This is a genomic window from Thermus sp. (genome assembly GCF_039793865.1).
Taxonomy (GTDB): Bacteria; Deinococcota; Deinococci; order Deinococcales; family Thermaceae; genus Thermus.
On sequence record NZ_JBAMMI010000036.1, the window covers coordinates 30,313 to 45,131 of the forward strand.

General features: G+C 68.9%; 16 protein-coding genes and 2 pseudogenes. 12 read left to right on the plus strand and 6 right to left on the minus strand.

Annotated elements, in window-relative coordinates; genetic code table 11:
• Positions 1 to 80 precede the first annotated feature (80 nt).
• From trpE to trpD, 3 genes are all read left to right on the plus strand, one after another.
• Positions 81 to 1,469, plus strand: coding sequence for an anthranilate synthase component I (gene trpE, locus ABJK26_RS03570; protein ID WP_347240858.1), 1,389 nt, complete (start codon positions 81 to 83; stop codon positions 1,467 to 1,469).
• Between the two features lie 90 nt (positions 1,470 to 1,559).
• Entirely contained in the window at positions 1,560 to 2,141 is a 582-nt protein-coding gene (locus ABJK26_RS03575; RefSeq protein WP_347240859.1) for an aminodeoxychorismate/anthranilate synthase component II, read from the plus strand.
• The gene (gene trpD, locus ABJK26_RS03580) at positions 2,129 to 3,127 is read left to right on the plus strand and encodes an anthranilate phosphoribosyltransferase (protein WP_347240860.1); all 999 of its coding nucleotides are present in this window, start codon (positions 2,129 to 2,131) and stop codon (positions 3,125 to 3,127) included. The genes ABJK26_RS03575 and trpD overlap by 13 nt, the downstream gene beginning before the upstream one ends.
• Here trpD and ABJK26_RS03585 read toward each other — a convergent pair.
• The 6 genes from ABJK26_RS03585 to ABJK26_RS03610 are packed head-to-tail and all read right to left on the minus strand — an operon-like array spanning position 3,094 to position 7,645.
• A complete protein-coding gene (locus tag ABJK26_RS03585; RefSeq protein WP_347240862.1) occupies positions 3,094 to 3,657 on the minus strand; it encodes a Uma2 family endonuclease in 564 nt (187 codons plus the stop codon). The genes trpD and ABJK26_RS03585 overlap by 34 nt on opposite strands.
• A 20-nt stretch (positions 3,658 to 3,677) precedes the next feature.
• Positions 3,678 to 4,904 (minus strand): adenylosuccinate synthase, encoded by a 1,227-nt coding sequence (locus ABJK26_RS03590; RefSeq protein ID WP_347240863.1) that lies wholly within the window; start codon positions 4,902 to 4,904, stop codon positions 3,678 to 3,680.
• A gap of 32 nt (positions 4,905 to 4,936) precedes the next feature.
• On the minus strand, positions 4,937 to 5,605 hold the full coding sequence (locus ABJK26_RS03595; protein WP_347240864.1) for a queuosine precursor transporter: 669 nt from the start codon (positions 5,603 to 5,605) through the stop codon (positions 4,937 to 4,939).
• Positions 5,602 to 6,138: a hypoxanthine phosphoribosyltransferase gene (gene hpt / locus ABJK26_RS03600; RefSeq protein WP_347240865.1), complete on the minus strand. Its 537-nt coding sequence runs from the start codon at positions 6,136 to 6,138 to the stop codon at positions 5,602 to 5,604. The genes ABJK26_RS03595 and hpt overlap by 4 nt, the downstream gene beginning before the upstream one ends.
• A gap of 5 nt (positions 6,139 to 6,143) precedes the next feature.
• Positions 6,144 to 6,860, minus strand: a complete 717-nt coding sequence (locus tag ABJK26_RS03605; RefSeq protein WP_347240866.1) for a pseudouridine synthase — start codon at positions 6,858 to 6,860, stop codon at positions 6,144 to 6,146.
• Positions 6,857 to 7,645 (minus strand): enoyl-CoA hydratase/isomerase family protein, encoded by a 789-nt coding sequence (locus ABJK26_RS03610; protein ID WP_347240867.1) that lies wholly within the window; start codon positions 7,643 to 7,645, stop codon positions 6,857 to 6,859. Before ABJK26_RS03610 ends, ABJK26_RS03605 begins: the two co-directional genes overlap by 4 nt.
• A gap of 35 nt (positions 7,646 to 7,680) precedes the next feature.
• On the opposite strand from ABJK26_RS03610, the gene truB reads away from it, so the two are divergent.
• From truB to ABJK26_RS03655, 9 genes and pseudogenes are all read left to right on the plus strand, one after another.
• The gene (gene truB / locus ABJK26_RS03615) at positions 7,681 to 8,619 is read left to right on the plus strand and encodes a tRNA pseudouridine(55) synthase TruB (RefSeq protein WP_347240868.1); all 939 of its coding nucleotides are present in this window, start codon (positions 7,681 to 7,683) and stop codon (positions 8,617 to 8,619) included.
• Between the two features lies 1 nt (position 8,620).
• Positions 8,621 to 9,730, plus strand: coding sequence for an alanine dehydrogenase (gene ald / locus ABJK26_RS03620; protein ID WP_347240870.1), 1,110 nt, complete (start codon positions 8,621 to 8,623; stop codon positions 9,728 to 9,730).
• A 1-nt stretch (position 9,731) separates the two neighbouring features.
• Positions 9,732 to 10,073 carry an Asp23/Gls24 family envelope stress response protein gene (locus ABJK26_RS03625; protein WP_347240871.1) on the plus strand — a complete coding sequence of 114 codons (342 nt, stop codon included), beginning with the start codon at positions 9,732 to 9,734 and terminating at the stop codon, positions 10,071 to 10,073.
• On the plus strand, positions 10,066 to 11,631 hold the full coding sequence (locus ABJK26_RS03630) for a DAK2 domain-containing protein (protein WP_347240872.1): 1,566 nt from the start codon (positions 10,066 to 10,068) through the stop codon (positions 11,629 to 11,631). Before ABJK26_RS03625 ends, ABJK26_RS03630 begins: the two co-directional genes overlap by 8 nt.
• Before the next feature lie 220 nt (positions 11,632 to 11,851).
• On the plus strand, positions 11,852 to 12,280 hold the full coding sequence (locus tag ABJK26_RS03635) for a hypothetical protein (protein ID WP_347240873.1): 429 nt from the start codon (positions 11,852 to 11,854) through the stop codon (positions 12,278 to 12,280).
• A gap of 19 nt (positions 12,281 to 12,299) precedes the next feature.
• Complete coding sequence (locus tag ABJK26_RS03640) at positions 12,300 to 13,415, plus strand: FtsX-like permease family protein (protein WP_347240875.1); 1,116 nt, start codon at positions 12,300 to 12,302, stop codon at positions 13,413 to 13,415.
• Between the two features lie 36 nt (positions 13,416 to 13,451).
• Positions 13,452 to 13,575: pseudogene (locus ABJK26_RS03645) on the plus strand (DUF3341 domain-containing protein); the annotation flags it as partial.
• A 145-nt stretch (positions 13,576 to 13,720) separates the two neighbouring features.
• Positions 13,721 to 14,185 carry a cytochrome c gene (locus tag ABJK26_RS03650; RefSeq protein WP_347240876.1) on the plus strand — a complete coding sequence of 155 codons (465 nt, stop codon included), beginning with the start codon at positions 13,721 to 13,723 and terminating at the stop codon, positions 14,183 to 14,185.
• Positions 14,169 to 14,615: pseudogene (locus ABJK26_RS03655) on the plus strand (hypothetical protein); the annotation flags it as partial. The gene ABJK26_RS03650 and the pseudogene ABJK26_RS03655, both read left to right, overlap by 17 nt.
• Positions 14,616 to 14,819 lie beyond the last annotated feature (204 nt).

The window sequence follows — 14,819 nt, forward strand, 5'->3', positions numbered from 1 at the left end:
CTGGTGGCCCGGTTAGGCCCCGGGAGGGAGGCGGTCTTTCCCCCGGGGCGCACGCCCCGGGGCTTTCTTTAGGAGGCGGCATGGAGACCATAAGACCCTTTCGCAAAACCCTCCTGGCGGACCTGGAAACCCCGGTGACCGCCTACCTGAAGCTCTCCGAGAAGGCCCCGGTGAGCTTCCTTTTGGAGTCGGTGGAAAGGGGCCGGCAGAGCCGCTTCTCCATCGTGGGGGTGGGGGCCCGGCGCACCTTCCGCCTGAAGGACGGGGTCTTCACGGTGAACGGGGAGCGGGTGGAAACGGAAGATCCCTTGCGTGCCCTTTACGAGCGGGTCTATGCTCCCCTGGAGCGCCACCCCGACCTTCCCCCCTTCTTCGGCGGGGTGGTGGGCTACGCGGCCTACGACCTCATCCGCTACTACGAACGGCTTCCCAGCCTCAAGCCCGACGACCTGGGCCTCCCCGACCTCCTCTTCGTGGAGCCCGAGGTGGTGGCCGTCTTTGACCACCTCAAAAACCTCCTCCACCTCGTGGCCCCGGGGAGGGACCTCGAGGAGGCGGAGGGCCGCCTCGCCTGGGCGGAGAGGAGGCTCAAGGGCCCCTTGCCCGGGGTGCCGGGGGAGCGGGCGGGGGGGAGGGCCCGCTTTCGGGAGGACCTTTCCCGGGAGGCCTACCTCGAGGCGGTGGAGAAGGCCCTCCGCTACATCCGGGCCGGGGACATCTTCCAGGTGGTCCTCTCCTTGAGGCTCTCCTCCCCCCTCACCGTCCACCCCTTCGCCCTCTACCGGGCCTTGAGGAGCGTGAACCCGAGCCCCTACATGGGCTACCTGGACCTGGGGGAGGTGGTTTTGGTCTCGGCGAGCCCGGAAAGCCTCCTCCGCTCGGACGGCAAAAAGGTGGTCACCCGGCCCATCGCGGGCACGAGGCCGAGGGGGAAGGACGAGGAGGAGGACCGAAGGCTTGCCGAGGAGCTTCTCAAGGACGAGAAGGAGCTCGCGGAGCACGTGATGCTCCTGGACCTTTCCCGCAACGACCTCGGCCGGGTCTCGGCCTTCGGCACGGTGCGGGTCCTCGAGCCCATGCACGTGGAGCACTACTCCCACGTGATGCACCTGGTCTCCACGGTGGAAGGGGTCTTGGCCGAGGGGAAGACCCCCTTGGACGCCCTGGCCAGCGTCCTGCCCATGGGCACGGTCTCCGGGGCCCCGAAGATCCGGGCCATGGAGATCATTGAGGAGCTGGAGCCCCACCGCCGGGGGCCCTACGGGGGGAGCTTCGGCTACCTGGCCTACGACGGGGCCATGGACATGGCCCTCACCCTGCGCACCTTCGTGGTGGCGAAGGGGTGGATGCACGTCCAGGCGGGGGCGGGGATCGTGGCGGACTCGGTGCCGGAGCGGGAGTACGAGGAGTGCTGGAACAAGGCGCGGGCCCTCCTCAAGGCGGTGGAGATGGCGGAGGAGGGGCTATGATACCCCTCATGCCGGCCCCTGCCGGCATGGGGGCCCCGGTAAGGAGGCCTGGCAGGTGTTTCCGTTGGCGGAGCGAAGGGGAGAGAGGTTATGAGGGTCTTGGTGGTGGACAACTACGACAGCTTCACCTACAACCTGGTGCAGTACCTGGGGGAGCTTGGGGCAAGCCCCATCGTGTGGCGGAACGACCGCTTCCAGCTGGAGGAGGTGGAGGCCCTGGACCCGGACCGGATCCTCATCAGCCCCGGGCCCTGCACCCCCTTGGAGGCGGGGCTTTCCGTCCCCGTGATCCAGCGCTACGCTCCCCGCTACCCCATCCTGGGGGTCTGCCTCGGGCACCAGGCCATCGGGGCGGCCTTCGGGGGGAAGGTGGTCCCCGCCCCCGTCCTCATGCACGGCAAGGTAAGCCCCATCCACCACGACGGCACCGGGGTCTTCCGAGGGTTGCCGAGCCCCTTCCCCGCCACCCGGTACCACTCCTTGGTGGTGGAGGAGGTGCCGGAGGCCCTTTTGGTGAACGCCTGGGCGGAGGAGGCGGGGGGGCGGACGGTGATGGGCTTCCGCCACCGGGACTACCCCACCCACGGGGTGCAGTTCCACCCGGAAAGCTACCTCACGGAGGCGGGTAAACGCATCCTCAAGAACTTCCTGGAGGACCCATGGACGCGGTGAAGAAGGCCATTTCGGGCGAGGTTTTGGCGGAGGAGGAGGCCTACGAGGTCATGCGGGCCCTGATGGCGGGGGAGGTCTCCCCGGTGCGGGCGGCGGGGCTCCTCGCCGCCATGGCGGCGAGGGGGGAAAGGCCCCACGAGATCGCCGCCATGGCGAGGGCCATGCGGGAGGCGGCGAGGGGCCTCAGGGTGCATAGGCGTCCCCTTCTGGACATTGTGGGCACCGGGGGGGACGGGAAAGGGCTCTTAAACCTCTCCACCCTGGCCGCCCTGGTGGCGGCGGCGGGGGGCGTGGCCGTGGCCAAGCACGGGAACCGGGCGGCGAGCTCCAGGGCGGGGAGCGCGGACCTCTTGGAGGCCCTCGGGGTGAATCTGGAAGCCCCTCCCGAAAAGGTGGGGGAGGCCATAGAGGCCCTGGGCTTCGGCTTCCTCTTCGCCCGGGTCTTCCACCCCGCCATGCGCCATGTGGCCCCGGTGCGGGCCGAGCTCGGCGTGCGCACCGTCTTCAACCTCCTCGGACCCCTCACCAACCCTGCTGGGGCCGACACCTACGTCCTAGGGGTCTTCAGCCCGGAGTGGCTTGCCCCCATGGCCGAGGCCCTGGAGCGGCTTGGGGCCCGGGGCCTCGTGGTCCACGGGGAGGGGGCGGACGAGCTTGTCCTCGGGGAGAACCGCGTGGTGGAGGTGGGGAAGGGGGCCTACCCCCTTACCCCCGAGGAGGTGGGCCTGGGGAGGGCCCCCCTCGAGGCCCTGAAGGGGGGAGGCCCCGAGGAAAACGCGGCCCTCGCCCGCCGCCTCCTCAAGGGGGAGGAGAAGGGCCCCCTGGCCGACGCCGTGGCCCTGGCCGCGGGGGCCGGGTTCTACGCCGCGGGGAAGACCCCTTCCCTAAAGGAGGGGGTGGCGTTGGCCCGGGAGGTCCTGGCCTCGGGGGAGGCCTACCTCCTCCTGGAGCGCTACGTGACCTTCCTTAAGGGGAGTCCCCGGTAGAGCTCCTCCAGATCCAGGACCGCCCCTATGCAGGGAAGCTCTACCTGGCCCTTTTCCACCACCTCGTAGCGCCAAGCTCCGTCGGGGAGGCGGCGGTAGATCTCCACCCGCCTGGCCTCCTGGGCCACGAGGGCGTAGGCCTGAAGGCCGGGAAGCTCGCGGTAGCGGAGAAGCTTTTCCCCGCGGTCTATGGCCTCCGTTCCCGGGGAGAGGACCTCCACCACCAGGCAGGCGGTCTCCTTGAAGGGGGCCCCGTTTAGGGTTTCCTCGCAGGTGACGAAGAGATCGGGGTAGTAGGCGGCTTCGCCCACCTTGAGGAGCACGCCTTCGGCGAAGGCCTCGCACCCCTTCTCCTCGGCTTTGGGGAGAAGCTTCAGGAGGAGGCGGGCCACCAGGCGGTTGTGGATGTCCGTTCCCCCGGCCAGGGCGAAGACCAGCCCCTCCACCAACTCGTGGCGTTCGGGAGAGGAGGCCTCCAAGGCCAGGAACTCTTCAAAGGTGGCCCGGCGCAGGGGGGCGCTCCGGGGCATGGCTTTAGTATACGGGGGCGCTACACCCAGCTCACCGCTCCGAAGGTGTCCTCCCGCCTGGGGCTCGTGGAGAAGAGGACCACGGGGACCTCGGTGTATTCCTCCACGAGCTCCAGGTAGCGGAGGAGGTTTGCGGGGAGGTCCTCCCGGCGCTTCACGTGGGAGAGGTCGCCCCAGCCGGGGAGCTCCAGGTAGCGCACCGCTTCGGGCCTCGCCTCCCCGGGCCGGGCCCCGTCCAGGTACTCCACGGCCACCTTCACCTTGGGAAGCCCGGAGAGCACGTCCAGCTTGGTGAGCACCAGGCCGTCAAAGCCGTTCACCTCGGAGGCGTACCTCAGGGCCACCAGGTCCAGCCAGCCCACCCGCCTCGGCCTTCCCGTGGTGGTCCCGTACTCCCCGCCCTTTTCCCGGAGGTGGTGGGCGAGCTCCCCCTGGAGCTCCGTGGGGAAGGGGCCTTCCCCCACCCGCGTGGCGTAGGCCTTGGCCACGCCGTAGACCTTGGTGAGGGCCTTGTGGGAGAGGCCCGTCCCCACCAGGATCCCCCCCACGGTGGGGTGGGAGCTCGTCACGTAGGGATAGGTGCCGTAGTTCAGGTCCAAAAGGGTGGCCTGGGCCCCCTCAAAGAGGAGGCGCTTCCCCTTCTTCCAGGCCTCCCGGAGGAGGGCCCCGGTGTCGGCGATGTAGGGGCCTAGGATCTCCCGCATGCGGCGCAGGTCGGCGAGGGCTTTTTCCTCCGTGTCCCAGCCCGCTTCCTTCGTGGAGTTGGGCTTCTCTAGGAGGAGGCGGCGCACCCTTTCCCTCAGCACCTCCTCGTCCAGGAGGTCCCCCGCCCGGATCCCTACCCTTCTCGTCCGGTCGGAGTAGGCCGGGCCGATGCCCCTTCCGGTGGTCCCCACGAAGTTGTGGCGGCTTTCCACCTGCTTGTGGTGGGGGAGGACCAGGTGGGCCCGCTCCGAGACCAGGATCTTGGGGTGGAACCCCTCCTTCCGCAGGTTTTCCACCTCCTCCTGGAAGCGGAAGGGGTCAATGACCATCCCGTCCCCCAGGACGTTCACCGCGTGGGGGTGGATGACCCCCGAGGGGAGGAGGTTCAGCTTGAAGACCCGCCCCTCGGCCACCACGGTGTGCCCGGCGTTGGCCCCGCCCTGGTAGCGGATCACGTAGTCGGCTTCCCGGGCCAGGACGTCCACCACCTTGCCCTTGCCCTCGTCCCCCCACTGCGCCCCGATGATGGCGATCCCCGGCATCCCCCTAAAGCTTACGCCACTTCCTCCGGGGCTCAGGCCAGGCGGAAGGGGTTGAAGTCCGTGTCCCGGTCGTAGACGTCCAGGCCCTCGGCCCGCTTGAGGAAGCCCACCACGGCGTAGGTGAGGGGGAGCATGACCGCCTCCACCCCGAGCTTGAAGGCGTAGTTGGAGAGGAAGACGGCGAGGAGCACCTCGTTCGGGAAGACCCCGTAGAAGGCCACGAGGAGGAAGACCCCGGTGTCTAGCCCCTGGCCCACCAGGGTGGAGGCGAGGGCCCGGAGCCAGAAGAACCGCCCTCCGGTGCGCACCTTGAGCTTGGCGAGGACGTAGGCGTTGGCGAACTCCCCCAGGAGGTAGGCGAGGAGGCTTCCCAGGACGATCCTTGGGGTGAGGCCGAGGAGGAGGCCGAAGGCCTCGGCGAAGCGGCGGCTCTCCGCGTCTTTCGGCGTGGGAAGGGCGGCCACCGCCTGGAAGGTGAGGGTGGCGAGGAGGAGGGCGAAGAAGCCCGCCCAGATGACCCTGCGGCTTTTCCGGTAGCCGTAGACCTCGGTGAGGACGTCCCCGAAGATGTAGGCCAGGGGGAAGAGGAGGGTGCCCCCGTCAAAGGTGAAGGGCCCCAGGACCACGAGCTTGGTGGAGGCCACGTTGGAGACGAGGAGGACCGCGGCGAAGAGGGCGGTGAGGAGGTCCAGGTACCTCATTCCTCCTCCGGGCGGATGGAGGTGATGAAGGGCAGGTTGCGGTCAAACTGGGCCCGGTCCAGGCCGTAGCCGTAGACGTAGGCGTCCTCAATCTCAAAGCCCAGGTAGTGGATGGGGACCTCCACCTGCCGCCTCTGGGGCTTGGAGAGGAGGGCGGCCACGCGGAGGGAGGCGGGCTTGCGGGCCTCGAGGTAGTCCAGGAGGTAGGAGAGGGTGAGCCCCGTGTCCACGATGTCCTCCACCACGATCACGTCCCGGCCGTGGATGGGAAGGCGGAGGTCCTTGAGGAGCTCCACCTCCCCGCTGGACTTGAAGGCGTTCCCGTAGGAGCTGATGGCGATGAAGTCCAGGGTGAGGGGCAGGGGGATGGCCCGCACCAGGTCGGCCATGAAGATGAAGGCCCCGTTCAGGACGCAGATCAGGTGGGGGGTCTTGCCCTGGTAGTCCCGGGCGATCTCCCTCCCCAGCTCCTCCACCCGCCTCTTTATGGCCTCGGCGCTGATCTGCACCGGTCCGTCCCCCGGCGTGAACATGGCCCTTATTCTAACGGGCCTTTCCCCACCGCCTCCTCCAGGGCCCGCACCTCCTCCTCCGAAAGCCTCCGCCACTTCCCAGGGGGAAGGTCCCCGAGGCGGATGGGCCCCACCTTTAGCCTGAGGAGGCGCTTTACCGGGTAGCCCACCGCCTCGAGCATCCGCCGCACCTCCCGCTTGCGCCCTTCCCCCAGGACGAGGACCGCTCCCCCAGGGGCCGGGCGGCAGGCCAGGGCCCGGGCGGGGCCGTCCTCGAGGTCCACGCCCAGGAGGAGCCTCCTGCACGCCTCCTTGGGCAGCGTTCCCCCTTCCGTCCAGACCCGGTAGACCTTCCGCACCCCGAACCGGGGGTGGGTGAGGCGGTGGGTGAGGGCCCCGTCGTTGGTGAGGAGGAGAAGGCCCTCGGAGTCCCGGTCCAGGCGGCCCACGGGGTGGAGGCCGGGGATCTCGGGGAGGAGGTCAAAGACGGTCTTCTGGGCGTGGGGGTCTTGGCGGGTGGTGGTGTACCCCTTGGGCTTGTGGAGGGCGAGAACCACCCTTTCTTGGGGCAGGGCCACCCGCTTCCCGTCTACCTCCACGAGGTCTAGGGGCCCCACCTTCTGGCCGAGGCTGGCCACCTCCCCGTTCACCCGCACCCGCCCCTGGCGGATGAGGTCCTCCGCCTTGCGGCGGCTCGCCACCCCGGCTCGGGCGAGGAAGGCCTGGAGGCGGAGCGCCTTCATGGGAACCGGGGCGGGCGCTTCTCCTTGAGGGCCCTTAGGCCCTCCTCCAGCTCCTCTCCGGAAAAGCCCCAAAACTCCAGGGCCAGGGAGAGGTCAAAGTGGGGGAGGAAGCTCCGGTACCAGTGGTTGAGGGCGTGCTTGGTGTGGCTTAGGGCCTCCAGGGGGCCTTGGGCGAGCCTTTCCGCCACCTCCAAGGCCTTCTCGTAGACCCTTTCGTCCTCCACCGCTAGGGCCACGAGGCCCAGGCGCTCCGCCTCCTCCCCCAGGAGGGGCTCGTTCAGCAGGAGGTGGTACTTGGCCTTGGCCATGCCCACGAGGAGGGGCCAGAGGAGGACAGCGTGGTCCCCCGCCGCCACCCCGAGGCGGAGGTGGCCGTCCAGAAGCCTCGCCTTCTTCCCCACCACCGCGATGTCGGCGGCGAGGGCCAGGGCGAGCCCCGCCCCCACGGCCACCCCTTCCACCGCCGCCACCACGGGCCTCGGGAAGTCCAGGGGCCCGAGCACCAGCTCCCGCGCCTCCCGGAAGACCCGGAGGAGGGCCCTGCGGGAGGCCCGCATCTCCTCAATGAGGCCGAAGGAGCCCCCGGCGGAGAAGACCCCGCCCGCCCCCCTAAGGAGGACAGCCCGCAGGCCCTCCACCCCTTCCAGGTCCCGCCACACCCGGGCGAGCTCCCGGTGGGCGGCGGGCCCCAGGGCGTTCAGCTTCTCGCCCGCCAGGGTGATCTCCAGCACCCCGGGCCGGGGCCAGGCGAAGCTTAGGCTGGGATACCGCCCTTCCAGGTCCACCCTTCCATTCTAGTTGGTGATACAATCCCTTAGGCATGGCCCTCTTTGCGGTGGACAAGCCCCTCCACCTCACCTCGCACGACGTGGTGGAGGAGGCGAGGAAGCGCCTCTCTACCCGCCGGGTAGGGCACACGGGCACCCTGGACCCCTTGGCCACCGGGCTTCTCCTTCTGGTCTCCGAGGAGACCACCAAGCTGGTCCCCTTCCTTTCCGCAGAGGACAAGGAGTACCTGGCCTGGGTTTCCTTTGGGGCCACCACCCCCACCCTGGACGCCGAGGGGCCCATCAGCGAGGAGGCCCCGGTGCGCTTTGACCGCCGGGAGCTGGAGATGGCCCTGGCCTCCTTCCTCGGGGTCAAGGAGCAGGTGCCCCCCCTCTTCTCCGCCATCAAGGTGGGGGGGAAGCGGGCCTACGAGGCGGCCCGGGAGGGCAAGCCCCTGGAGCTTGGGCCAAGGCCGGTGCGGTACCTCGAGGTGGAGCTTTTGGCCTGGGACCCCGAGCCCACCCCCCACCCCATCGCTCCCTCGGCCAAAGGGTGGCGCCTCGCCGAGAAGGGAGGGCGGAAGGTGGAGCTCCCCAAGCCCTTGGGGCCTTACCCCACCGCCGTGGTGCGGCTCGTGGTGGGGCCCGGCACCTACGTGCGGGCCTTCGCCCGGGACCTCGGGGAGAGGCTCAGGACCAAGGCCTTTCTCTCCGGCCTGGTGCGCACCCGCATCGGCAAAATCGGCCTGGAGCGGGCGGTGAGGCTTGGGGAGCTTGCCCCCGACAAGGCCATTCCCGAGGTGGACGCCCTTCCCTTTCCCGTGGTGGAGCTTTCCCACACCGAGGCCCGGCGGGTCCTGGAGGGGGTGCCCCTCCCCATCCCCGCCCTGGGCTACGTGACCCTGGTGGACTCCCGGAGGCGGCTTTTGGCCATCGCCGAGGGGGATGGTTTTAAGCTCAAGATCAGGCGCATCTTCGTGAAGGAGGTCTAGCATGGTGATCGGCGTACCCAAGGAGATCAAGACCCTGGAAAACCGCGTGGCCCTTACCCCCGGGGGGGCGGAAAGCCTGGTAAGGCGGGGGCATACCGTTTTGGTGGAGCGGGGAGCGGGGCTAGGCTCGGGCCTCACCGACGCCGAGTACGAGCGGGCGGGCGCCTTCTTGGTGAGCCGGGAGGAGGCCTGGGGGGCGGAGATGGTGGTGAAGGTGAAGGAGCCCCTGCCCGAGGAGTACGGCTTCCTGCGGGAGGGCCTCGTCCTCTTCACCTACCTGCACCTGGCCGCAGACCGCGGCCTCACCGAGGCCATGCTCCGTAGCGGGGTCACGGGCATCGCCTACGAGACCGTCCAGCTCCCCGATGGCTCCCTCCCCCTCCTCGTGCCCATGAGCGAGGTGGCGGGGCGCATGGCGCCCCAGGTGGGGGCCCAGTTCCTGGAGAAGCCCAAGGGGGGCCGGGGGGTCCTCCTCGGGGGGGTGCCGGGGGTGGCCCCGGCCAGCGTGGTGATCCTGGGGGGCGGGACCGTGGGCACCAACGCGGCCAAGATTGCCCTCGGGATGGGGGCCCAGGTGACCATCCTGGACGTGAACCACAAGCGCCTCCAGTACCTGGACGACGTCTTCGGCGGGCGGGTGGTGACCCTCGCCGCCACCGAGGCCAACATCAAGAAGAGCGTCCAGCACGCCGACCTCCTCATCGGGGCGGTCCTCGTGCCCGGGGCCAAGGCCCCCAAGCTCGTTACCCGGGACGTGCTCCCCCTGATGAAGGAGGGGGCGGTGATCGTGGACGTGGCCGTGGACCAGGGGGGGTGCGTGGAGACCATCCGCCCCACCACCCACGCCGAGCCCACCTACGTGGTGGACGGCGTGGTCCACTACGGCGTGGCCAACATGCCGGGGGCGGTGCCCCGCACCTCCACCTTCGCCCTCACCAACCAGACCCTGCCCTACGTCCTAAGGCTTGCGGAGAAGGGGCTTGACGCCCTCCTGGAGGACGAGGCCCTCCTCAAGGGCCTCAACACCCACAAGGGCCTCCTCACCCACCCCGGGGTGGCCGAGGCCTTCGGCCTGCCCTACACGCCTCCGGAGGAGGCCCTGAGGAGGTAGGATGCAAGGGCGGATCACCCTCACCGAGGGCGCTTTGGCCTCCCTCCTGGCCCTGGCGGCCCACGAGGTGCCGGGGGTGGTGGGGATGGCCCCGGCGGGTCTGAAGGAGCAGGTAGTGCGGATCCTGGGGCGGCAGGAGGCCAGCGAAGGGGTCCTGGTCCGCCCTGACCCCCAGGCCCCGGGGAAGTACCAGGTGGACTTTTACGTGGTGGTGGCCCCGGGGGTCCGCATCCCCACGGTGGTGGAGTCCCTGGCGGAGCGGGTGGGGTTCGCCGCCCAGAAGCTTGCCGGCGTGGAGCTCTCCCAGGTGCAGGTCCACGTGGTGGGGGTGGGGGGTGGCTAGCTGGGGACCTGAGGCCTTGGCGGAGGCCTTCCGCTACGCCACGGACTGGTTCGCGGTCTACGTGGAGGAGCTCAACGCCCTCAACGTCTACCCCGTGCCCGATGGGGACACGGGCACCAACATGCACCTTACCCTCCAGTCCGCAAGGCGCGAGCTGGACCTGGCCGACACCTCGAGGATGCCCGAGGTGGCCCGGGCCATCGCCTACGGGAGCCTCCTCGGGGCCCGGGGCAACAGCGGGGTCATCCTCTCCCAGATCCTCCGGGGCTTCAGCGAGGCCGTTCGGGAGAGGGAGGCCCTGGAGGCCCAGGCCCTGGCCGAGGCCCTGCGCCTTGGGGCAAAGACGGGCTACCGGGCGGTGATGCGCCCGGTGGAGGGGACCATCCTCACCGTGGCCCGGGCGGCCGGGGAGGGGGCCAGGGGGGAGACCCTGGAAGAGGTCTTGGAAAACGCCCTGAAGGCCGCCCGCGAGGCCCTGGAGAGGACCCCTGAGCTTCTGCCGGTCCTTAAGCAAGCGGGGGTGGTGGACGCCGGCGGGGCGGGGTACGTGCGTTTCCTGGAGGGCTTGAGGGGCTACGCCCTTAGGCTTCCCCTTCCCGAGCCCCCCAAGGTGGAACGCTACGCCCAGACCGCCTTCGCCACGGAGGCCTTTGGCTACTGCACCGAGTTCCTCATGGAGGGGGTGGAGGTGCCCATAGAGCGCATCCGTGAGGCCGTGGCCCCCTTTGGGGACTCCCTTCTGGTGGTGGGGGCCGAGGGCTACGTGAAGGGGCACATCCACACGGACGACCCCGATGGCCTTCTTTCCACCGTGGCCCGCTTTGGGCGCATGGTGCGCACCAAGGTGGAGGACATGGCCGAGCAGCACACGGAGATCCTGGCCATGGCGGGCCTCCTGGACGAGGCCCCTCCCCCCACGGGCCTGGTGGCGGTGGCCCTGGGGCACGGGGTGGCCCGGGCCTTCCGCAGCCTGGGGGCCAGGGTGGTGGCGGGCGAAAAGACCCAGAACCCCAGCGTGGAGGAGCTGCTTTCCGCCATCCGAAGCGTGCCCAACCCCAAGGTGATCCTCCTGCCCAACAACCCCAACGTCTTCCTGGCGGCGGAGCGGGCGGCGGCTTTGGCCAAGGAGAAGGGGAAGGAGGCCTTCGTGCTCAAGAGCCGCACCCTGGGCCAGGGCCTGGCGGCGGCGGTGCGCTACACCCCGGAAAGCCTTCCCGAGGAGCTCCTTCCCGAGATGGAGGAAGCCATGAAGGGGGCGGCGACCCTCGAGGTCACCTGGGCCAGCCGCGATGCCGAGGTGGACGGGCTCAAGGTCCTGAAGGACAAGCCCATCGGCCTCCTGGACGGGAGGCTCGTCCTGGTGGGGGAGACCCCGGAGGAGGTCCTCGAGGGCCTCATCCGCCTGGCCAAGGAGGGGAAGGAGGTCCTCACCCTTTTCCTCGGGCCCAACACCCCCAAGGAGAAGGCCGAGGAGGTGGCGGAAAAGTTCCCCGAGCTCGTGGTGGAAATCCTTCCCGGCGGCCCCGACCTCTACGCCTACCTGGGCGTGCTGGAGTAATTTCCAGCACGCCCTGCCCTTAGGCCGCCTTTGAGTGGAATGAAAGAAAGCTAAGGGCTATTATTAGTTTTCTCATCTAACCCCCCTAAAGAAGGTCCCTTTGGGGCGGGGATTTTGAGTTTTCAGAGCGCATCTAAAATAATGATGCCCCCTTCCCATGAGGAGGGGGCCTCACGGTTCTTAGGTTCCTCCCGTACTCCCGGGCATACTCGGGTTCGCTATGCGGGTTTGGCTTTGGCCTCTCCTCCTCGCCCTCGCCGTTGCGGTGGCCTTCGCAAAGACGGGCGACAAGAAGGTCCTAATCTTGCAGGCCACGGCCTACACCTCCAGCGTGCGGGAGACCGACAGCACCCCCTTCGTCACCGCCACGGGGATGCGCACCCGCCTGGGCATTCTGGCGGTGAGCCCGGACCTTCTGAAGGTGCTCCCCTACGGGACCAAGGTGCGCCTCGTGGACCTAGACTCGGTCTACGGCCGGGGCCGGGGGCAGTTTGACTACCTCTTCGCCGAGCGCCTCTTCGTGGTGGCCGACGTGATGCACCCCAGGATGCGGGAGAAGGTGGACGTGTGGCTTCCGGACCGGGCTACCGCCTTGCGCTTCGGCCGCCGCCTGGTGCGGCTAGAGGTGGTGGAGTACCCCAGGCGCTAGACCCCATATCCTAAGGAGCGTGCGGTTCGCCCTCTTTCTGGCCCTGGCCCACTTGAGGCGCCGCCCCCTGCAGACCGCCCTGGCCTTGGGAGGGGTGGGGGTGGGGGTGGCGGTGCTCCTGGCGGCCCTTTCCCTCGCCAACGGCTTCACCAGCGGCCTGGTGCGGGCCACCTTGAAGGCCTACCCCCACCTGGTCCTCTTTCGCCTGGGGGAGGGGCTTCCCCCCTTGCCTCCCCACCCCGAGGTGGAGGCCAGCGCCCCCTTCGCCGCCACCAAGGCCCTTTTGGTGCGCCCGGCCGAGGGGGCCAGGGGGCCGGGGGTGGACTTCGCCACCCTGGTAGGCCTGGGGGAGGGAGGGGAGTCCCTTTACCCGGAGCTCGGCCTGAGGCTTGCGCCGGGGGGGATCTACCTGGGGGCGGCCTTGGCGCAGAGCCTTGGGGTCTACCCGGGGGAGTCCCTCACCGCCCTTTCGGCCACCCAGGAGCGGCTGCGCCTGAAGGTGCTGGGTTCCTTCCGCACGGGGAACTACCTTCTGGACTCGGGATACGCCTTCGTGGACCTGGCCACGGTGGAGGGCCTCTCCGGGATGAAGGCCCAGGGCTACCAGGTGCGCCTCAAGGACCCCTGGAGGGCCAAGGAGGTGGGGCAGGCCCTGGCGGGCACCCGCTTCTTTCCCCAGGCCTGGCAGGACACCCAACGCACCCTTCTGGAGCAGCTTTACCTGCAGAAGCGGGTCCTGGGCCTCCTGATTTTCCTCATCGTGGCCGTGGCCGCCCTGGGGGTGGCCAACCTCTTGGTGCTCAAGGTGGTGGAAAAGGTCCCGGAGATCGCCCTTCTCCGGGCCATGGGGGCCTCGAGGCTCACCGTGGGGATGGTCTTCGCCTGGGAAGGGGCGCTTTTGGGCCTGGGAGGGGTGGCCCTGGGAAACCTCCTGGGCTACCTCCTCTGCCTCTACCTCTCCTGGCGCCCGGTGGGCCTGCCGGGGGAGCTTTACTTCCTCACCCACCTCCCCGTGGAGATGCGGGCATCCGACTTTTTGCAGGTAAGCGGGGCGAGCCTTCTCGCCACCTTCCTTTCCGCCCTTCTTCCCTTGGCCCGGGCCCTGAGGGTCCAGCCCGGGGTGGTCCTCCGTTAGGCGCAAAGGCCCCTCCCCCGAGGAGGGGGGACATTTGAGGCCCTGGTGGACCGGCCCGCCCTCCTTCGTCTACGCCACCGACCCCCGGTTTGACCTCGAGGCCACCCGGGCCCTCTTGGAGGGCCTCGGGGCGGAGGTGGAGGAGGTACGCCGTGGCTAAGTGCCCACACCTTGGCTTCGCAACACGGGATGCCCAAGCTTTGGCTTTAGGAAAGCTCTTTTGGGGCCCCCACCGCGGCTTTGGCCGCGGTGGGGTACTTAGGCTTTGGCTCCTCTTCCTCCCTCTCCTCTCCGCCTGCGGCTGGATGTGGGACCAGCCCAAGGTCAAGGCCTTTCGGGAAAGCCCCCTCAAGGTGGAGGTGCCCCCCGAGCGGGTGCCCTTCGGGGAGAACCTGAACCCCGAGATGCGCCTGGGCCTCAAGCCCGAAGGGGGCTTCGCGGAGAACCCCTTCGCCTTCACCGAGGAAGACCTTCTCCGGGGAAAGAGCCTTTACCGGAGCTTCTGCGCCATCTGCCACGGCCCAAACGCCCAAGGGGACGGCCGGGTCATCCCCTTGGGGGTGCCGAGGCCCCGGTCCTTCCACGACCCTGGGGTGAAGGCCATGCCCGAGGGCTACTTCTACTTCGCCGCCACCAACGGCTTTGGCCGCATGCTCTCCTATAGGAGCCGCATCCCCGAGCGGGAGCGCTGGCTCATCGCCCACTACATCAAGCGGTGCCTCCTCCTGGAGGCCTGCCCCTTGGAGGTGGTGAATGCAGAGGTCTATTGAAGCGAAACCCCCGTGGCCCTGGGCCTTGGGGCTAGGCCTTTACGCCTCGGCCTTTCTCCTGGGGGCCCGGGCCGCCTACTTCCCCTTCGCCTTCTTCCTCCTGCTTTCCTTAGGAGCCCTTCTCGTTCTCCTTCTTCACAACGCCCTCTCAAGCCGCTGGGGCCTTCCCTTGGAACCCTACCTCTACCCCTTGGCCCGCCTCCTGCCCCTGATGGGCCTTTTGGGCCTGCCCTTCTTCTTCCTTCCGGAGCTCTTCCCCTGGGCGAGGCCGGGGGCCAGCCTGGACCCCGGCCTCGCCCACCGGAGCCCCTACCTGAACGCCCCCTTCCTCCTCCTGCGCTACGCCCTCTTTTTCGCCCTCTTCGCCCTCCTCCTCGCCAGGCTCAGGCCGGGGGAGCACCGGGCGGAGGTGGGGGCCTGGGGGCTTCCCCTGGCTCAAAACTTGCACCTCCCGCATACCCCGCATAAACCTTCACCTTCTCTACTTATGCCCGCAGCGAACAAGTGCAAGTTTTGCGTTGACGATACTTCACAACCGGTGCTAGGCTCATATCGGGCCTCCTGTGTGGGTAGGAAGCTCTAAGATAACCCAAGTTGCTACCCAGCCATTTTCTGGGCCATGAGGCCCAGGTTG

What these genes read in the sequence shown, in the direction of transcription:
- ABJK26_RS03585 (WP_347240862.1), bottom strand. Translation starts at nt 3,657, where the DNA reads ATGCCCCGGAGCGCCCCCCTGCGCCGGGCCACCTTTGAAGAGTTCCTG.
- ABJK26_RS03650 (WP_347240876.1), top strand. Translation starts at nt 13,721, where the DNA reads ATGTGGGACCAGCCCAAGGTCAAGGCCTTTCGGGAAAGCCCCCTCAAG.
- ABJK26_RS03605 (WP_347240866.1), bottom strand. Translation starts at nt 6,860, where the DNA reads ATGAAGGCGCTCCGCCTCCAGGCCTTCCTCGCCCGAGCCGGGGTGGCG.
- trpE (WP_347240858.1), top strand. Translation starts at nt 81, where the DNA reads ATGGAGACCATAAGACCCTTTCGCAAAACCCTCCTGGCGGACCTGGAA.
- ABJK26_RS03575 (WP_347240859.1), top strand. Translation starts at nt 1,560, where the DNA reads ATGAGGGTCTTGGTGGTGGACAACTACGACAGCTTCACCTACAACCTG.
- ABJK26_RS03625 (WP_347240871.1), top strand. Translation starts at nt 9,732, where the DNA reads ATGCAAGGGCGGATCACCCTCACCGAGGGCGCTTTGGCCTCCCTCCTG.
- truB (WP_347240868.1), top strand. Translation starts at nt 7,681, where the DNA reads ATGGCCCTCTTTGCGGTGGACAAGCCCCTCCACCTCACCTCGCACGAC.
- trpD (WP_347240860.1), top strand. Translation starts at nt 2,129, where the DNA reads ATGGACGCGGTGAAGAAGGCCATTTCGGGCGAGGTTTTGGCGGAGGAG.
- ald (WP_347240870.1), top strand. Translation starts at nt 8,621, where the DNA reads ATGGTGATCGGCGTACCCAAGGAGATCAAGACCCTGGAAAACCGCGTG.
- ABJK26_RS03590 (WP_347240863.1), bottom strand. Translation starts at nt 4,904, where the DNA reads ATGCCGGGGATCGCCATCATCGGGGCGCAGTGGGGGGACGAGGGCAAG.
- ABJK26_RS03635 (WP_347240873.1), top strand. Translation starts at nt 11,852, where the DNA reads ATGCGGGTTTGGCTTTGGCCTCTCCTCCTCGCCCTCGCCGTTGCGGTG.
- ABJK26_RS03595 (WP_347240864.1), bottom strand. Translation starts at nt 5,605, where the DNA reads ATGAGGTACCTGGACCTCCTCACCGCCCTCTTCGCCGCGGTCCTCCTC.
- hpt (WP_347240865.1), bottom strand. Translation starts at nt 6,138, where the DNA reads ATGTTCACGCCGGGGGACGGACCGGTGCAGATCAGCGCCGAGGCCATA.